Below are 18,873 nucleotides of genomic sequence, written 5' to 3'. Positions count from 1 at the left end.
ACCCAAAGAACGCAGACGTTGATTGTCTGCGGCGACTCATCGAAAACCGATCTGACCTGTCGAAGATGTCATGATCATGGCTGATTTTAGGTTCAGGACCCATTAATTTGATTTGAATGGTTCACCGGATTTGTGCGGATACGCGAAGCAAAACCGCAGGAAGATGTACATCTTTCAAGGCTTTGCGACAAAGTAGCCCGTGCAAATCCGGTGAATCCGAAGGACAGACGTTATATTTGCAAACTCCTGCGTCAAAGCCCTTGGCCGGGATACCAGCCCGCCCGGCGGACTTTTCCTTGAATTTCACAAATATATCGTCTGCCATTTAAACCAAATTAATGGATCCTGAACCTAACATCACAGATTCCGATCAACAACCGTTTTGCCCCGGCGAAGTCAAACCGCATCAACGATGCCCGATCCCCTGCCCGTGTTCAAAACATAGAACTGGCGCGCTAAACTGGTCAACAGTACGGCCAATCTGCGATGGCGAAGGGCGGCGTGGTTAATCTGAATCAAGATAACATGGCAGATTTTCGATAGAAGCGGTTGACGTATGCCCCCTGTAAGGGCATCTTCCGCGCGAATTCCGTTAATAAATGGAAAAGTGTTTTCATCGCCCGACCGCGAAACCCCCAGGAACCGCATCACATGACGACGCAAGTAGAACACAACCGCATGGCCAATGCCATTCGCTTCCTCTCGGCCGACGCTGTCGAGAAGGCCAAATCCGGTCATCCGGGCATGCCGATGGGCATGGCAGACGTTGCGACTGTTCTTTATACCAAATTCTTGAAATTCGATCCGAAGCACCCGAACTGGCCGGACCGCGACCGTTTCATCCTGTCCGCAGGTCACGGTTCGATGCTTCTTTATTCGCTTCTGCACCTGACCGGGTATGAAGACTTCGATCTTGATCAGATCAAGAATTTCCGTCAGATGGGCTACCGCACCGCGGGCCACCCGGAATACGGCCACGGCGAAGGCATTGAAACCACCACCGGCCCGCTGGGTCAGGGTATTGCGACCTCGGTCGGTTTCGCCCTTGGCGAGCGCATCATGAATGCCCGTTTCGGTGACAGCGTTGTTGACCACTACACCTATGTGATTGCCGGTGATGGTTGCCTGATGGAAGGTATTTCCCAGGAAGCCATTTCGATGGCAGGTCACATGAAACTGTCGAAACTCATCGTTCTGTTCGATGACAACGGCATTTCGATTGATGGCCCGACCTCGCTTTCGACTTCGGAAGATCACAAGAAGCGCTTTGAAGCTGCTGGCTGGGACGTTCAGCAGATCGACGGCCACGATCCGGCAGCAATCGAAGCAGCCATTGCCAAAGCCAAAACCACCAGCACGCCGTCGATGATTGCCTGCAAAACCGAAATCGGTTTTGGCGCACCGACCAAGGGTGGCACCTCGGCAACGCATGGCTCCCCGCTTGGTGCTGAAGAACTTGCTGGTGCACGCAAAAAACTCGGCTGGGATTCCGAGCCGTTTGAAATCCCGGCAGATGTCCGTGACGCATGGCTTTCTGCGGGCGCACGCGGTGCCGAGGACTTCAATGCCTGGGGTTCGCGTTTCGAAGGTCTGGAAGCAGCCCTGAAAGACGAGTTCGAGCGCCGCATCGAAGGCAAGCTTCCGGAAAACTGGATCGAAGCCTTCAACGACTACAAAAAACAGATCACCGAAGACAAGCCGAAGGTCGCAACCCGCAAGGCATCCGAGAATGTTCTCGAAGTGCTGACCAAGGCGATCCCGGAAATGATCGGCGGTTCTGCCGACCTGACCGGGTCGAACAACACCAAGACCAGTGTTCAGGCACCGATCACCGCCGATGGCGGTTATGAAGGTGGTTATATCTATTACGGTATCCGTGAGCACGGCATGGCAGCAGCCATGAACGGTCTGGCACTGCATGGTGGCGTTCTGCCTTATGGCGGTACCTTCTTGGTGTTCACCGACTATTGCCGCCCGGCGATCCGTCTTTCGGCGCTGATGAACCAGCGCGTTGTTTACGTCATGACTCATGATTCCATCGGTCTTGGCGAAGACGGCCCGACCCACCAGCCGGTCGAACATGTCGCATCGCTTCGCGCCATGCCGAATGTGACCGTGATCCGCCCGGCCGATGCGGTTGAAACTGCCGAAGCATGGGCAATGTCGATCACCAACGAAACCGGCCCGACCGTTCTGGCACTGACCCGTCAGAACCTTCCGGTTCTGCGCACCGAATACCGCGAAGACAACCTTGTCGCACGCGGCGGTTATGTGATTTCCGATTGCGACGGTGATCGTCAGGTCACCCTGATCGCGACCGGTTCGGAAGTCGAGATCGCGATGGACGCACAGGCGAAACTCAAAGCAGACGGCATCAATGCTGCTGTTGTTTCGCTGCCGAGCTGGGAACTGTTTGACGCCCAGTCGCCGGAATACCGCAAGGACGTTCTGGGCAGCGCACCGCGCGTTGCCATCGAAGCGCTATCGGTCTTCGGCTGGGAAAAATATGTTGGCGATAACGGTAAGGTTATCGGTATGCACGGATTTGGTGCCTCGGCACCGGCCCCGGTCCTTTACGAGCATTTCGGCATCACCGCCGACGCGCTGGTCAAAGCGGCCAAGGAACTGGTTTAATTTACAGGGCCGGATCGGTAACATGCCGATCCGGCCTTTTTTCTATGGGTTCTTTACCCTAAGCCGTGATTGATACTCCCCAGGTACCAATCATTATAATTTTGGAGGGATGAATGGCTATTCGCGTAGCGATTAATGGTTTTGGCCGTATCGGCCGTCTGGTTCTGCGTTCTATCGTTGAAAGCGGCCGCACCGACGTTGAAGTTGTTGCCATCAACGACCTGGGTGACGTCAACACCAACGCACATCTTCTGAAATACGATTCCGTTCATGGCGTTCTGGCCAATGACGTCAAAGCCGAAGGCGAAAACCTCGTCATCGACGGCAAGACGATCAAGGTTTGCTCCGAACGTGACCCGGCGAACCTGCCGTGGGCTGACCTCAAAGTTGACATCGCGTTTGAGTGCACCGGTATCTTCCTTGACGAAGCTGGTGCTGGCAAACACCTGACCGCAGGTGCCAAGCGCGTTCTGATTTCCGCCCCGGCAAAGGGCGACATCAAGACCGTTGTTTACGGTGTTAACTCCGACACCCTGACCGCTGATGACGTCATTGTTTCGAACGCATCCTGCACCACCAACTGCCTTGCACCGGTTGCAGATGTTCTCAACAAGACCGTTGGCATCACCAAGGGCTTCATGACCACTGTTCACGCCTTCACCGGCGACCAGAACACCGTGGACAGCCTGCATAAAGACCTGCGTCGTGCGCGTGCGGCATCGCTTTCGATGATCCCGACCTCGACCGGTGCGGCCAAGGCTGTTGGCCTTGTTCTTCCGGAACTCAAAGGCAAGCTCGACGGTACCGCGATCCGCGTCCCGACCCCGAACGTTTCCATGGTTGACCTGACCTTCGTTGCAGGCCGTGACACCACGGTTGACGAAGTCAACGCAGCCATCAAAGAAGCAGCAAACGGCCTGCTCAAAGGCGTTCTTGGCGTTTGCGAAGCACCGCTGGTTTCGGTTGATTTCAACCACAACCCGAACAGCTCGACCTTTGATGCGACCCAGACCCAGGTCATGGACGGCAACTTCGTTCGTATCCTGTCCTGGTATGACAACGAGTGGGGCTTCTCCAACCGTATGAGCGACACCGCTGTCGCCATGGCGAAGTTCCTCTAAGCATCGCTTAGCAGGTCCTGACCCTGGATTTTCGAAGTGCCCGAAGTTCTGCTTCGGGCACTTTTCTTTTGCCCGTCTTTCCGTCACTGTTGAGCCAACGAACAGAAAAGACAAACAGGAGAAGGCCGTGAGCCTTTTATTCAAGGAACTTGATTACCGCCCGACACCGATGGGGGTGCTGAGTCTGCGTCGCCGACGTGAGCTGAGCCTTGATATCGATGTCTACGAAATCAAGCTTGATGAAGAATATCTGATGTCGAGCCTGTTTACCGATGCCGAGATCGCGCTGGCCGACCTTGGTTTGGCGGAGCTTGATCGCGACAACCTTGATGTCGTGGTTGGCGGGCTTGGACTTGGTTATACCGCCAAGGCTGCGCTTGATAATCCCAAGACCGGCAAGCTGACCGTGCTTGATACCCTGCCCGAGGTAATTGAATGGCATCAGCAAGGGTTGCTGCCGCTGGGTGAGCAGCTTTCAAATGATCCGCGCTGCGCACTGATGCATGGCGATTTCTTTGGTGCGTCGCTTTCCGGCACACCGGGGATGAACCCGGATGCGCCCGAGAAACGGCATGACGCGATCCTTTTGGATGTTGATCATTCGCCGGGCAATGTCCTGCATGAAGACCACAAGCGCCTTTACACCAAGGATGGTCTGGCCAAGCTTGCCGCCCATCTGGTGCCCGGCGGGATTTTTGCCCTGTGGTCGACCGAGATGCCCGAACCGTGGTTTGAAGAAAACCTCAAATCCGCGTTCGAGACCATCCGGGCCGATGTCATTAAATTCAAACATCCGCTGATTGACCGTGAAGATATCAACACGGTCTATGTCGCGCGCACCAAAGCATAAGAACCACCGAAATGAGCCCCCTGCCCGATCCTGTCATTCGCATTCATGGCATCACCGGCGCCAGATCGGCCTGCCGGGTGATGGGCGATCGCGCCTTTGGGTTGCTGTCGCCGGAACATGCCGCACAAACGCACGGGGCACAGTGGTTTGCCGATCTGGTGATGCTGGTGCGTGAAGACTTCCCGGCATGTGATTTCAAGGCGATCCTTGATTGTCGTGGGCGGGTTTCTGGCACCTTGGCAGGCATTGAGCAGGGCCTGGATGCGGTCATGGTCGATCCGATGCCCGAGCCGCAGTTGGAAAACCTTCGGGATATGGCAGGCCAGACAAACTGTCTAGTCATGACAGAGTTCCCGGCCAAAGATGTGATTTATCAGATGGCCGATGACCTGTTGCCCGATCATGAACTCGACAAGCGGTTGCTTGCACATATTGCCGCGTAGCCTTGGCAATTGCCAAAACCGGCATCAAAGGTTACATAACACGCAGGAAATCATCAGGAATTATCATCGTGAATTCAGACGAACTTGCCGGTCTTTATCTTCTGACCCCGCCGAAAATCGACCTTGCACCCTTTGGCGAGAAGCTGAAATCTGTGCTGGATACCGGTGCGGTTGATTGCCTGCAATTGCGTCTGAAGGATGTCAGCGATGATGAAATCCGCAAGGCGATTGATACCATCCTTCCGATGTGTGCGGATCGTGATATTCCGCTGATCCTCAATGACCGTCCCGACATTGCCAAGAAATCGGGCTGTGACGGCGTGCATGTCGGCGAAGAAGACGCAAGTTACGACGAAGCACGCGCCATCATGGGCGAGGAACATATTGTCGGTGTGTCGTGCTATGACAGCCGCCACAAGGCGATGATCGTTGGAGACAAAGGGGCCGATTACGTCGCATTCGGCGCGTTTTATCCGACCGAAACCAAAGAAGCAAAAACCAGCGTCACCCCGGAAATCCTTGAAATCTGGACGACCTTTACCACGGTGCCATGTGTGGCGATTGGTGGCATCACGGCCGATAATGTTGCACCGCTTGTTCTGGCAGGTGCGGACTTCATTGCTGTCACCGGTGGTGTCTGGAACCATCCGGACGGGCCAGAGGCCGGTGCGAAGGCCATCAAGGCGGCAATTGCGGCAACCGACATCTGATTTCATTCATTGGTCCAGCCATGCGCGAATGATGGGGCGTTATGCGCGCAAACCCGGATCAATCTGCTTGCAGCAAAACAGCCAAACTGGTAGGTAGAGCGCCTGAAATGGGGCGCTTGCCCCTTATTGCATTGTGAATCTGTGATCTGAAAGAACGGTTTGTGCCATGAAAATCAACGGCAACGAAATCCGTCCGGGTAACCTTATCGAACATAAAGGTGCCCTGTGGCGTGCAGTAAAATGCCAGGCTGTGAAGCCGGGTAAAGGCGGTGCTTTTAACCAGGTTGAACTCAAAGACATTCGTACCGGCACCAAGCTGAACGAGCGTTTCCGCGCTTCGGAAACCGTCGAAAAGGTTCGTCTTGAACAGAAAGAATACACCTATCTGTTCGCCGATGGTGACATGATCACCTTCATGGACAGCGAAACCTATGAACAGATCACAGTAAATGCCGACCTTGTTGGCGAAGCGGCTGTCTATCTTCAGGATGGTATGGTTGTGACCATCGAATCCTTCGAAGGTGAGCCGCTTGGTGTGACCCTTCCCGAGCATGTCGTCTTCCAGATTGTCGAAGCCGATGCGGTTGTCAAAGGTCAAACCCAGTCTTCTTCTTTCAAACCGGCTGTTCTTGAGAACGGTGTCCGTGTGATGGTGCCCCCGCATATTGAATCGGGTACGCGCATTGTCGTGAACACTGTTGAAGGCACCTATATCGAGCGTGCCAAGGACTAAGGGCGAACCCCGCCCTCTGGTTTTCATTTTAATTCAAACACCGGGAGATATGCCGTGCGAGGCGCCGCCCGTCGTTCTGCGAACATCAATGTGATGTACAAGGCTGTCGAAAAGGCAGCCTACGGACTGAAACGCGACTTCGGTGAAGTCGAAAACCTTCAGGTTTCGATGAAAGGCCCGGCAGATTTCGTATCTGCGGCTGATCACCGTGCCGAAAAACGCCTGCGTGAAGAGCTTGAGCGTTCCCGCCCCGGTTATGGCTTCCTTATGGAAGAAGGTGGCGAGATCAAGGGCACCGATCCTGAGCACCGCTGGATCATTGATCCGCTTGATGGCACCACCAACTTCCTGCATGGCATTCCGCATTTTGCGATTTCGGTTGCCCTGCAGAAGGGTGATGAAATCATTGCCGGCATGATCTATGACGTCGCCAAGGACGAATGCTTCTGGGCGGAAAAGGGCGTTGGTGCGTTTCTTGATAACCGCCGCCTGCGCGTTTCGGGCCGTCGTCGTCTGAACGAATGCGTTCTGGCATGCGGTGTTCCGCATCTTGGTCATGGCGATCACGCGACATTTGAAAAGCAGCTGCACTCGGTCATGGATCGTTGTGCCGGTGTGCGTCGCATGGGGGCTGCGGCCCTTGATATGGCCTATGTCGCGGCCGGTCGTTATGACGGTTATTGGGAATCCCACCTTAATGCGTGGGATATTGCAGCCGGGATCATCCTGATCTCCGAAGCTGGCGGTTATATCCGCGATGACAAAGGCGGCACCAACATGCTTGGTACCGGCAGCGTCGTTGCAGCCAATGACTATATCCAGCCGGTGCTGGCCAAAACGCTTAAAAAGGCAATCACGGGCTAACACCCGGCTTTTGTTACTGTTTTTTGAAAGGGGCGCTTCGCAATTTGCCGAAGCGCCCCTTTTGCGTTTTCGGTCAAAGCGGTTGTCCATCATCTGTCTCTAAGCTATGGTGCTTGGGACTGTGCGGTCTGATTGCGGGCCCACGGACACCAAGGGGGGGCATTCGGAAAGTTTTGCGGGTGCCTAATGATCGACACAAAACTGTGTGAAATAGAACAACGTTACCAAACGATTTCAAACACAGGGTATTAAGGGGCCTGCGATTTGATGATGGGGTATTCCAAGATTTCGGTGCTTGCGATGACGGCTGCACTGGGCACAACCGTGTTCTTTGCGCCAGATGCATCGGCGCAACAATACTCCCCCGTTTCGAATGACAGCAGCGTTCAGGTAAACTGGGACGTTGCAGATGGCTATGGCGGACAGCCGACCGTTCCGCAATATCTGTCTCCCACCGTTTCACGCGATCATATCGTCATGCCGGGCGGTGATCTGATTTTCCCGGAAACCCGACCGAAATCGACATTCCTTGCCGCTGAACAGTTTGCCAGTGCCACAGGCAACGCTGGCTATGACGGCGGGTTTGAAACCGTTGTCATCGACGGGTCAAGTGGCGGCGGCAATGCCTTCCCGACCCAATCAGAATTTTATGGCGTTCCCGGCGTCGTCCCAAATGCAAACCAGCGTGTCGCGGACATGGATGATGGCGCAAACCAGACCATTGCGCTGACCCAGCCGGAACCGACCGCCGCACCGCGCAGCAAACCGGTTGCACCACCTGTGACCGAAAGCAGCGCATCGAACGCACCGACGCCGCTGACCAAGCCAACTCCGGCACCGGAGCCTGCGCCGACTGTCGCACCGGCGGCACCAGAGCCAACCCCGGCCCCGACATCTTCCCCGGCGACCGAAACGGCAGAAGTATCTGATGCCCCTGTAGCACCCCCTGCCCCGGTCGAACAAAACAACGCAGCACCCGCACCGGCAGCACCGGAAGTCGCACCGATTTCCGACACTCCTGCGCCCCCGGCAGCCCCTGCACCAGACACCACCCAGCCCGCGACCGAGATGGCAGAACCGGCGCCAGCGCCGACTGTGCCACCGGCACCGGCTGAAGAAGCATCCATCCCGCCAGAGACCTCTGCACCGGCTGCAATGCCGGCCACCGGTGGCGATGAATACAGCCTTGGCTTTGCCGCTGAGAGCTTCGAGCTGAGTGCAGCTGCCAGAAGCCAGCTCGACAGCGTGATCGCAACGATGGGGCAGGATGAAGATCTTCGAATTCAGTTGCAGGCCTACGCGCAGGGTGACGGGGCGAACGCCTCCAAGGCGCGTCGTCTGTCGCTGTCACGCGCGCTTCAGGTGCGTTCCTATCTGATTGACAGGGGTGTGCGCTCCACGCGCATTGATGTTCGTGCCCTGGGTGCGAATGTTCCGTCCGGCCCCGCAGATCGCGTCGATATCAAAACCGTTCAACGCTAGGATTAATCCGCTATGAGCAGCAATTCGGCCAGTGGTACGGGATCCCTCCCGCCTATTACCAAACCCGGTAGTTATCTGACACGCATGGCAATCTTTGTTGCCATCATCGCCGGGGTTGGCGCCCTGCTGTTCCCGGCGCTGTCTGATGCCTTTATGGCCAATGCTGTTCTTAATGGCCTGATCCTTGGCGTGTTTGTGGTTGGGGTTATTTACACCTTCCGCATGGCCGCAAGCCTGTCGCCCGAAGTGACATGGATCGAGGACTTTCGTCGCTCCCGCCCGGGCCTGACATCGCAGGTTCCGCCGAAACTTCTGGCCCCGATGGCCAGCATGATGGCCGAACAGCGGCGCGACCGCCCACAGCTTTCGACCACCTCGACCCGGACCATCCTTGACTCGATCCGCTCCCGTCTCGATGAAAGCCGCGAATTGTCGCGCTATGTCGTTGGCCTTTTGGTGTTCCTGGGTCTGCTCGGCACCTTCTGGGGCCTGCTTCAGACCGTGAACTCGGTTGCCGGTGTGATTAGCAACGTCAATGTCGGCAGCGGGTCCAACATGGATCTTTGGTTCTCTGAACTCAAAGACGGCCTGTCCGAACCGTTAAGCGGCATGGGCACGGCGTTTTCGTCCTCGCTGTTTGGTCTTGCAGGATCGCTTGCCCTTGGTCTTCTGGACATGCAGGCCGGTCAGGCGCAGAACCGGTTCTTCAATGATCTTGAAGAATGGCTTTCGAGCTTTACCCGCCTTGGTTCGGGTGGTGGCATTTCCGATGGTGAACAGTCTGTTCCGGCCTATCTTTCGGCCCTGATCGAACAGATGGCCGACAATATGGAAGGGTTGCAAAACTCCATCCAGCGGTCGGAAAGTTCACAGATCAAATCGCATAATACGTTGATTGATCTGGCGGATAAGCTGTCGACCCTGACTGATCAGATGAAGGCCGAGCAGCAATTGATGGTCAAGCTGGCGGAAAACCAGATGCACCTCAAACCGGTCCTCGATCAGCTGGCGGATTCTATGAAAATGGGCAGCTTCGGGATTGATGATAACACCCGTGCGCATATCCGTTCGCTTGACAATACGCTTGGCCGTATTGGCGAAGAACTGACCATGGGCCGCCAGCAATCCACACAGGAAATCAGAAGCGAGATCAAGCTCCTCGCCCGGACCATCGCCGCCATCGCCGAGGAGGGCTGATCGAATGATCGGGCTTTCGCGCCGTCGTAACCGCGATGTAAATACCTGGCCGGGCTTTGTTGATGCGCTTGCCACACTTTTGATGGTGATCATCTTTCTTCTGATGATCTTTGTCATTGCGCAGGTGTATCTGGGTGCGGCCCTTTCCGGGCGTGACGAGGCGCTAAGCGATCTGACCGCCCAGGTTAACGAGCTGACCAACTTGCTGTCACTTGAACGTGGCAACAACCAGCGTATGGAACTCGAACTCACCCAGTTAACGACCGAGCTTTCCAATACCGCTGATCAGCGTGATGAACTGCGTGCGCGTGCTGCCACCCTTGCCGATCAGTTGGCGGCAGCCGAACTTTCAACTGACGAAATCGAACAGAAACTTCTGGCAGCCCTTGCGTCGCTTGAAGACAAGGAAGCCGAACTGACCGAGCTTCGCGAAACCACGGGCGAAAAGATCACTGATCAGGAAACCCGTATTGACGAGCTTTCGGCCCTTCTGGCATCGCGCGCAGCCGAGTTGGAAGAACAAAAGAACCTGAGTGACGAAGCCAAGGCACAGGTTGCGGCCCTTAATCAGCAGATGTTGGCCCTGCGCCAACAACTGGCCCGGATCGAAGCCGCGCTTGAAACGTCCGAACGCGAGAACGAGGAAAAAGACGCCCAGATCGTCAATCTTGGCAATCGCCTGAATGCGGCCCTTGCCACCAAGGTTGCCGAGTTGCAGCGGTATCGTTCTGAATTCTTTGGCCGCCTGCGCGAAGTTTTGGGTGATCGTCAGGATATCCGCGTTGTCGGGGACCGCTTTGTCTTCCAGTCCGAAGTGTTATTTGGATCGGGTGAGGCCGAACTTGGCGAAGAAGGCAAGGATCAGTTGGCCAAACTGGGCGAAACGCTGACCACGATTGCCGCCGACATTCCCGATGATATCGACTGGGTGATGCGCGTTGATGGCCATACCGACAAGGTGCCGATCCGAAACCTTCAGTTCGCCTCGAACTGGGAACTTTCGGCTGCCCGTGCGATTTCGGTCGTCAAGTTCCTGATCGATCAGGGCGTCCCGCCGAACCGGCTTGTTGCCGCAGGCTTTGGCGAGTATCAGCCACTTGATAACCGCGATGATGAAATCGCCTATCGCCGCAACCGCCGCATCGAGTTCAAGATTACCGAGCGATAAGTTAAGGCACAAGAATACAGCTTTTAACGGCACCCTTTAGGGGTGCCGTTTTCGTTTGGGCGCATTGAAATCCAATAAAAATGGAACCAATCCGCGTTGTGTTACGTTCAATAAAGATGAGCCTTTCAACAAAAAAGGAGGCCCAAATGACCAAAACACATCGCGAGACCGTTGGTGTTTTTGACGACATCAACATACTCCAACAGGCGGCGGATGATCTGGCGCAAGCCGGGTTTGATCAGCAAAAGGAGCTTAGCCTTCTTGCGAGCGAGAAAACCGTCGAAGACAAGCTTGGCCATATTTATCGCAAGGCCGAGGATGTCGACAACGATCCTGATATGCCGCCACTGGCCTATACAACGCCGACACCGATCGGCAATGCCGAGGGCGCACTGATCGGTGCCCCGATGTATGCGGCGGCATTTGGTGCAGCTGGTGCGGTGATTGCGGCGGGTGGCCCGATTGCCCTGACAATTTCGGCAATCCTCGGTGCGGGCGGCGTTGGTGCCGCGGCAGGCGGGGTGATTGCCGCAATGGTTGGCAAAAAGTACTCCACCAAACTTCAAGAAGAGCTTGATCAAGGCGGCTTGTTGCTGTGGGTCAGAACACCTGATCCGCAGACCGAGGAACGCGCCAAGGATGTGCTTGGTCGTCACGACGCACGCCTGATTGAAACCCATGACGTATCAAATGCCACGACCAAGCGTGACGTGGTCTGATACGCGTTCACCACCAACAGTTTGAGCGCGGCATTCCAGATGGGCGCAATTGCAGGCGCTCCCAAACTGATGTCGCGTGATGCCTGACGAACGAAACAAAACCCCGCCGGATTGCTCTGGCGGGGTTTTGCCTTTGCACGGTCCCTTGCCCCCGGGACCGCACATCGGGGTTTTGATCAGAGGGACTTTGTGCAGAAATAGAAGTCCACATAATCATAGGCAGGATTGGATGCACGTTCTGCGGCAGCCTTGGCGGTATGGGCAGGCGGAACAATAACCTTGTCGCCCGGTTGCCACCCTTCGGGCGTGGCAACGCCGTTCTTGTCACTGGTCTGCATGGCGTCGATCATGCGCAGGCATTCGGTAATGGAGCGCCCGTTACTCATCGGGTAATAGACCATGGCGCGCAACATGCCATCCGGGTCAATGATGAAGGTCGCACGCACAGCAGACGTGTCACCCGCCCCCGGATGGATCATGCCATAGGCCTGGGCGACTTCCATTTTCAGGTCTGAAATAATCGGAAACGGGATTTCCACACCGAAATTCTGCTGGATGTTGCGCATCCAGGCGATGTGCGAATGGGTGCTGTCAATCGACAGGCCCAGCAATTCGCAATTGCGCTTGGCGAATTGGTCCGCATGTTTGGCAAAGGCGATAAATTCGGTTGTGCAAACCGGGGTGAAATCAGCAGGATGGGAAAACAGGACAAGCCATTTGCCGCGATAGTCCGACAGGGCTTTGACACCATCGGTGGTCGGGGCCGTAAAATCCGGTGCAGGTTCATTGATCCGCGGCAGACCGACACGAATCTGGGGGGATACAGTCATTGTCAGGCTCCTTGGTCAGGAAATATCGTCCACTCCATTTGAATACATTATAATTATTTAATTCTTCGTCTTGTACGATGATGTAAATCAATCATCTGTTGGTTTTTTTACGCAGAACATCGCCAAGGAACGCCGTTTCTGGTTCGTGCAACTATGTTGGCTGGCCTCCCTGACATCCCGCCTGTGCACTACCGCGCTGCGACCGCCGATGACAGCTGGGCTCCGCCGTTGCACCTTGTGCTTTTTCACTGGCCTGCCTTCTTGCTTCTGGTTAAGGTCAGCGCGCTTGCCACCATACTTTCAACGACTTGCAACCCTGCGGAGCTCCCATGCTGCGTGATATTTCGCCCCAAAGTATTTTCATGGGCCTGTTGGCCGGTTTTGTTGGCTCTGCCAGTTCGTTTGCGGTTGTGCTGCAAGGCCTTACCGGCGTTGGTGCCAGCCCGGAACAGGCGGCATCGGGCCTGATGGCGCTTTCCATTTCCATGGGCCTGTGCGCGATTGTTTTATCGCTTAAAACCCGCCTTCCGATCAGCATCGCCTGGTCCACCCCAGGTGCGGCTCTTCTGGCGACATCAGGTGCGATTGAGGGCGGCTTTGCGGTTGCTGTTGGCGCGTTCATCGTTTGCGCCATCCTGATTATCATCAGTGGCGTCTGGAAGCCGCTGGGCCGTGCGGTTGCTGGTATCCCGGCCCCCTTGGCAAACGCGATGCTGGCCGGTGTTTTGCTGGGTCTGTGCCTTGCGCCGGTCAAGGCAGTTGCCTTTGATCCGTTGCTTGGTCTTCCCATCGTGATTGCGTGGATTGTCATGGGCCGGTTCAACCGGTTGCTTGCCATCCCGGCCGCTTTGTTGGCCTTTATTGTCGTGATGGTGTTCGGCATCGAGTTCCCTGAAAATGCGCTTGCCGATCTGGGTGGGGCAATTGCGCCGCCGGTTGAATTCGTCATGCCGGAATTCACAGTGGCCGGACTGGTTGGTATTGCCTTGCCGCTTTTCATCGTCACCATGGCATCACAAAACATTCCGGGCACCGCGGTTCTGCGCGCCAATGATTATGACACCCCACCGGGGCCGCTGTTTACCGTGACCGGGATCTTCTCGTTACTCTCAGCCCCGTTTGGTGGCCATGCGGTAAACCTTGCCGCCATCACCGCCGCCCTTTGTGCGGGCAAGGATGCCCATCCTGATCCGGCCAAACGGTATTGGGCCGCTGTTTCAGGCGGGGTTTTCTATATCGTGTTTGGCCTTTTGGCCGGGTTGGTGACCGCGTTTATCAGTCTGGCACCGGGCATCCTGATCGAGGCGGTTGCAGGCCTTGCCCTGATTGGGGCGTTTGCGGGATCCGCCGTTGCGGCCTTCAAGGACGAAGACGGACGTGAAGCAGCCGCCGTGACCTTTATCGTCACCGCAGCTGGCCTGACATTCTATGGGATTTCGGGTGCTTTCTGGGGCTTGCTGGCTGGCGGGCTGATTTACTTCCTGACCCATCTGCGCAATGGCAAAAAGAAACCGGACTGAAAAATCAATCCGGTTTCGATCTTCGGCCTTAGACCAATTTGATTTTGGGTTCGGTGCTTGGTGGTGTTTCTGCCACCTGCCCGTCTGTCAGTTTCGAAACAGCTTCGAACTGGGACAGGAAAACATCGCCGGTCAGTTCATCCAGGAAATGGGTCTTTTTCAGGCGGTCCATAACCGGGCCTTTGACCTCGGACATGTGAAGGGAAATACCCATTTCCTCAAGCCGGTGATTGATCGCCTCAAGCGATTCAAGCGCGCTTAAGTCAATCTCGTTCACGGCCGAGCACATCAGAACCACATGTTTGAGGTTCTTGCACCCGACCACCCGGTCATAGAGGTAATCCTCCAGATACCGCGCATTGGCGAAATAAAGGCTTTCGTCAATCCGGATCGTCAGGACCGATGGATGGGTGATGACCTTATGACGCAGGATGTTGCGGAAATGCTGGGTGTCGGGCACAAGGCCGACCTCGGCAATATGCGGGCGTGATGTTTTGTACAAAAACAGCCCGATCGAAAGCACCACACCGGCGGTCACCCCGACCTCGACCCCAAGACCAAGGGTCAGAAGGATGGTGGCCAGAACCGCAATGAAATCCGCCTTGGAATATTGCCAGCTGGTTTTAAGGATCGAAAAATCAACCAGCGACAGCACCGCAACAATGATGGTCGCGGCAAGGGTTGCCTTTGGCAGGAAATACACCAGCGGCGTCAGCGCCACGGCGGCAATCGCCAGACCAACAGCGGTAAAGGCCCCGGCCGCAGGTGTTTGCGCCCCGGCATCAAAGTTCACGACCGAGCGGGCAAAACCACCCGTCACCGGATAACCGCCCGTAAAGGCCGCCCCGATATTGGCCGCCCCCAGACCAATCAGTTCCTGATCCGGGTTGATGCGTTGACGGCGTTTGGCCGCCAGCGTCTGCGCGACAGAGATCGATTCAACAAATCCGATCACAGAAATGAGGATCGCCGGTACCAGAAGATCGGCCATCAGCCTTGGGCTGAAGTCCGGCATGGTGAGCGGCGGCAGGCTTTGCGGTACCTCGCCCACGATCTTGACCCCTTTATCAGCCAGACCAAGATACCAGGTCGCCGCCGTAGTCGCGAACACAGCAAAGACCGGGCCCGCCTTGGTCAAGACATCAGCCATCCGCACGCCAAGGCCAAGTTTACTTAAAGTGGGTTTAAGGCCCTTGCGCACCCAGAACAGGAAGCCCGTGGCGCAAATGCCAATGATCAGGGTCGTCTGATTGGTTTCAGGAATATGCGCAATCAGGGAGGTGACAATTTCCCAAAGGTTATGGCCGCTGGCATCCACACCAAGGATGTGTTTGAGCTGACTGGCGGCAATGATCATGCCCGATGCAGTGATGAAACCGGCAATCACCGGGTGTGAGAGGAAGTTGGCCAAAAAGCCCAGCTTGAACACCCCCATCGCAAGCAGGATCGCCCCGGACAGGGCCGCAAGCGTCAGGGCGGCCAGTGCATAGCCCATGGTGCCGGTTTCAGCAATATTGCCCACCGCCGCCGCCGTCATCAGTGAAACAACCGCAACCGGACCGACCGCAAGGGCGCGGCTGGTGCCAAAGATGGCATAAAGAATGATCGGCGCGATGGAGGCATAAAGCCCCGCTTCGGGTGGCAGACCGGCCAGCAACGCATAGGCAAGCGATTGCGGGATCAGCATGATCGTCACGATCACGGCTGCAATCATATCATTGCCAAAGGCCGTCCTGTCATAGGTCTGTCCCCAATCAAAAATCGGGACATATTTCCGAAGCATTTTGAAACGCATTGATCGATCTCTTAGATCAGAGTTGGCCCAAGGCAGCGTTCATGCCGCCTTGGGCAAAGAGTGTTTTAGGCACCGGTGACTTTTTCAGGCTTGGCCAGCCATTCCTTGCCACGCAGCATCGCCTTCCAATAGATCGGCGGCAGGAGCTTTTCCTTAAGCAACCATGCAAGGTGCGAAGGTTTGGTGCCATCGATCAGCCATTTCGGGAAGGACGGTAAAAGCGTTCCGCCATAACCGAATTCGGCCAGAACGATGCGCCCACGTTCCACGGTCAGCGGGCAGGACCCATAACCGTCATATTGCGCAACCGGTGATTTGCCATCAATGTCGGCAACCACGTTTTCGGCAACTACCGGCGCCTGTTTGCGGGCCGCAGCAGCTGTTTTGGCATTGGGCGCATTCATCACATCGCCCAGCGACCAGATGTTGCTAAATGACTTGTGGCGAAGGGTTGCCTGATCGACATCCACCCATCCGGCGGCATCTGCCAGCGGGGACACACGAATGAAGTCCGGTGCGACCTGCGGCGGGCAGACATGGATCATGTCAAAGGACTTCTCGACGCGTTCAACCTTGGTGTCGGGCTTGGCGACATCGAACCAGGCCTTTTTCGCCTGCCCGTCAATCGCCACCAGATTGTGGAAGAAATCGAGATGTGCATCGTATTTCTTCACATAGCTTTCAAGGGCCGGGACATAGTCCTTTACCCCGAACAGAACCCCACCGGCATTGCAGAAATCGATATCAATGTTCTTCAAAACACCCGTGCGATGCCAGTGATCGGCCGAGAGATACATCGCCTTTTGCGGGGCACCGGCACATTTGATTGGCATGGGCGGCTGGGTAAAGATCGCCTTGCCTTGGCGCATCGAGGAAACCAGTTCCCACGTGTAAGGGGCTAGGTCATAACGATAGTTTGACGTCACACCATTGCGACCAAGCGTTTCAACCAGACCTTCAACGCGGTTCCAGTCAAGCTTCAGCCCCGGACAAACGATCAGACGGTCATATTTGACCACCCGGCACCCATCAAGGATGACAGCATCGTCTTGCGGCTCGAACGCGGCAACGGCGGCCTTGATCCAGTGCACGCCCTTGGGGATCAGAGATCCCATGGTCTGGGCTGTGGTGCTGGCTTCAAACACGCCACCGCCAACCATGGTCCAGCCCGGCTGGTAATAGTGGATATCGGCCGGATCGATGACCGCAATCTCAAGGCCCGAACGGCGTGCGATCAGGCTGGATGCCACCGAAATGCCGGCCGCACCGCCACCGATGATCACGACGTCATATTTCGCATCACCCTGATCGGTCGGCGTTTTACCGCCATTGACAATCCGGCGAACAACCCCGCCCATGTCATAACCGGCCGCCTTGGTGGCGCGAAGGATTTCGCTGGTATCAAGATGCGCAGCCTGGCTTAGCGACCAAAGTGTGGTTGAACGGGTGCCGGTGCGGCAATAGGCAAAGACCGGCTTGGGTAATTCATCATAAAGGCGGCCAAAATCACGGGCATCATCATCGCTGACCTTGCCCGAAACAATCGGCTGATAGCGCACCTCAAGCCCGGATTCCTTTGCCGCGTTTGAAATCTCTTCAAAGGTTGGCTGATCGGCACCCTCGCCGTCAGGACGGTTACAGACGATGGACCGGAAGCCGTGCTTGGCGATTTCCTTGACATCGTCTGCCACGATTTGGGGACTGACTGAGAACCCGTTACTTATTGTTTTGATTTCCATGGCTTTTCCTCACCTGAGTGTTGATCAGAGCCCGTTTACCGGGACTTTCAGCATTTTTTTGCCGCTGCTGTCGGTCGGCACCTGACCGGCGCGCATATTGACCTGAAGCGACGGGATGATCAGACGCGGCATATCAAGCTGGGCATCACGTTCGGTCCGGAACTTGATGAAGTCTTCGCGGGTTTTGCCTTCCCCAACGTGGATGTTGTGCTTTTTCTCTTCGCCGACGGTGGTTTCCCACTTGATATCACGGCCATTGGGGCCGTAGTCGTGGCACATGAACAGGCGCATATCTTCCGGGAGTGCGAGGAGCTTCTGGATGCTGTCATAAAGCGTCCCGGCGTCACCGCCTGGGAAGTCCGCACGGGCCGATCCGCCATCAGGCATGAACAGGGTATCGCCAACGAAGGCGGCATCGCCCATGACATGCACCATGCAGGCGGGGGTATGACCCGGGGTATAGATGGCAAAGCAGGTCATGGAACCGACCTGATAGGTATCACCATCTTCAAACAGGCGATCAAACTGGCTGCCATCACGCTGGAATTCGGTGCCTTCGTTAAACACCTTGCCGAACGTGTCCTGCACAACCGTAATCTTGCTGCCGATGCCAAGCTTGCCGCCGAGCTTTTGCTGAATATAGGGTGCTGCCGACAGGTGGTCGGCATGGACATGGGTCTCGATGATCCATTCCAGTTTCAGGCCATTATCCTTGATAAAGGCAATGATGTTATCGGCGTGGGTAAAGGTGATCCGACCCGCCGCATAATCGATATCCATCACGGAATCGACAACCGCACAGGCGTTGCTTCCCGGGTCCTTGACCACATAGCTGATCGTGTTGGTGTCTTCGTCGAAAAAGGCCGTAACTTCGGGTTTTACGGACATATTGACCGAGTATGCAGACATGGAGTCCTCCTAAACAACTGCCTCCGTGCCGCCTTATGACTGGCGCGCACCGGATGGATTTGCGATGTCCCTTGCCCGCCTTGTTTGCGGACAAAACATCTGGCTATGGTCTTTGTTTTAGGAGTTCGCGATGTGCACTTCAGTGATGAAGTCACCAAA

General features: G+C 55.9%; 16 protein-coding genes. 12 read left to right on the top strand and 4 right to left on the bottom strand.

Annotated elements, in window-relative coordinates; all coding sequences use genetic code 11:
- Nucleotides 1-651: 651 nt before the first annotated feature.
- From tkt to FHI25_RS08510, 11 genes are all read left to right on the top strand, one after another.
- Nucleotides 652-2,634 (top strand): transketolase, encoded by a 1,983-nt coding sequence (gene tkt, locus FHI25_RS08560; RefSeq protein WP_210516828.1) that lies wholly within the window; start codon nucleotides 652-654, stop codon nucleotides 2,632-2,634.
- A 113-nt stretch (nucleotides 2,635-2,747) separates the two neighbouring features.
- The gene (gap, locus tag FHI25_RS08555) at nucleotides 2,748-3,755 is read left to right on the top strand and encodes a type I glyceraldehyde-3-phosphate dehydrogenase (protein WP_210516824.1); all 1,008 of its coding nucleotides are present in this window, start codon (nucleotides 2,748-2,750) and stop codon (nucleotides 3,753-3,755) included.
- A gap of 127 nt (nucleotides 3,756-3,882) precedes the next feature.
- On the top strand, nucleotides 3,883-4,605 hold the full coding sequence (locus tag FHI25_RS08550; protein ID WP_210516821.1) for a spermidine synthase: 723 nt from the start codon (nucleotides 3,883-3,885) through the stop codon (nucleotides 4,603-4,605).
- Nucleotides 4,606-4,616: 11 nt separating this feature from the next.
- Complete coding sequence (locus tag FHI25_RS08545; protein WP_210516819.1) at nucleotides 4,617-5,048, top strand: hypothetical protein; 432 nt, start codon at nucleotides 4,617-4,619, stop codon at nucleotides 5,046-5,048.
- 68 nt (nucleotides 5,049-5,116) lie between these two features.
- Nucleotides 5,117-5,758 (top strand): thiamine phosphate synthase, encoded by a 642-nt coding sequence (gene thiE, locus FHI25_RS08540; RefSeq protein WP_210516817.1) that lies wholly within the window; start codon nucleotides 5,117-5,119, stop codon nucleotides 5,756-5,758.
- A gap of 166 nt (nucleotides 5,759-5,924) precedes the next feature.
- Nucleotides 5,925-6,491 (top strand): elongation factor P, encoded by a 567-nt coding sequence (gene efp / locus FHI25_RS08535; RefSeq protein ID WP_008891362.1) that lies wholly within the window; start codon nucleotides 5,925-5,927, stop codon nucleotides 6,489-6,491.
- Nucleotides 6,492-6,545: 54 nt separating this feature from the next.
- Complete coding sequence (locus FHI25_RS08530) at nucleotides 6,546-7,355, top strand: inositol monophosphatase family protein (protein ID WP_210516815.1); 810 nt, start codon at nucleotides 6,546-6,548, stop codon at nucleotides 7,353-7,355.
- Between the two features lie 267 nt (nucleotides 7,356-7,622).
- Complete coding sequence (locus tag FHI25_RS08525; RefSeq protein WP_210516813.1) at nucleotides 7,623-8,837, top strand: OmpA family protein; 1,215 nt, start codon at nucleotides 7,623-7,625, stop codon at nucleotides 8,835-8,837.
- A 12-nt stretch (nucleotides 8,838-8,849) separates the two neighbouring features.
- The gene (locus FHI25_RS08520) at nucleotides 8,850-10,034 is read left to right on the top strand and encodes a hypothetical protein (RefSeq protein WP_008891359.1); all 1,185 of its coding nucleotides are present in this window, start codon (nucleotides 8,850-8,852) and stop codon (nucleotides 10,032-10,034) included.
- Nucleotides 10,035-10,038: 4 nt separating this feature from the next.
- Nucleotides 10,039-11,202, top strand: a complete 1,164-nt coding sequence (locus FHI25_RS08515; RefSeq protein ID WP_210516811.1) for a peptidoglycan -binding protein — start codon at nucleotides 10,039-10,041, stop codon at nucleotides 11,200-11,202.
- Between the two features lie 146 nt (nucleotides 11,203-11,348).
- The gene (locus FHI25_RS08510; RefSeq protein WP_210516809.1) at nucleotides 11,349-11,921 is read left to right on the top strand and encodes a hypothetical protein; all 573 of its coding nucleotides are present in this window, start codon (nucleotides 11,349-11,351) and stop codon (nucleotides 11,919-11,921) included.
- A gap of 176 nt (nucleotides 11,922-12,097) precedes the next feature.
- Here the strand turns inward: FHI25_RS08510 and FHI25_RS08505 are convergent, their stop codons facing one another.
- Entirely contained in the window at nucleotides 12,098-12,751 is a 654-nt protein-coding gene (locus tag FHI25_RS08505) for a peroxiredoxin (RefSeq protein ID WP_210516806.1), read from the bottom strand.
- A gap of 329 nt (nucleotides 12,752-13,080) precedes the next feature.
- Between FHI25_RS08505 and FHI25_RS08500 the strand changes: the two genes are divergently transcribed.
- Complete coding sequence (locus FHI25_RS08500) at nucleotides 13,081-14,271, top strand: benzoate/H(+) symporter BenE family transporter (protein ID WP_210516804.1); 1,191 nt, start codon at nucleotides 13,081-13,083, stop codon at nucleotides 14,269-14,271.
- A gap of 28 nt (nucleotides 14,272-14,299) precedes the next feature.
- On the opposite strand, the gene sulP is transcribed toward FHI25_RS08500, so the two are convergent.
- From sulP to FHI25_RS08485, 3 genes are all read right to left on the bottom strand, one after another.
- On the bottom strand, nucleotides 14,300-16,066 hold the full coding sequence (gene sulP / locus FHI25_RS08495; protein WP_210516802.1) for a sulfate permease: 1,767 nt from the start codon (nucleotides 16,064-16,066) through the stop codon (nucleotides 14,300-14,302).
- 65 nt (nucleotides 16,067-16,131) lie between these two features.
- Nucleotides 16,132-17,805, bottom strand: a complete 1,674-nt coding sequence (locus tag FHI25_RS08490; RefSeq protein WP_210516799.1) for a bifunctional protein tyrosine phosphatase family protein/NAD(P)/FAD-dependent oxidoreductase — start codon at nucleotides 17,803-17,805, stop codon at nucleotides 16,132-16,134.
- 24 nt (nucleotides 17,806-17,829) lie between these two features.
- Complete coding sequence (locus FHI25_RS08485; RefSeq protein ID WP_210516790.1) at nucleotides 17,830-18,714, bottom strand: MBL fold metallo-hydrolase; 885 nt, start codon at nucleotides 18,712-18,714, stop codon at nucleotides 17,830-17,832.
- Nucleotides 18,715-18,873: the final 159 nt, after the last annotated feature.

The sequence above is a fragment of the Thalassospira sp. ER-Se-21-Dark genome (genome assembly GCF_017922435.1).
Lineage (GTDB): Bacteria > Pseudomonadota > Alphaproteobacteria > Rhodospirillales > Thalassospiraceae > Thalassospira.
The sequence above is the reverse complement of the archived record's forward strand: the minus strand, read 5'-3'. Positions and strand labels throughout refer to the sequence as shown.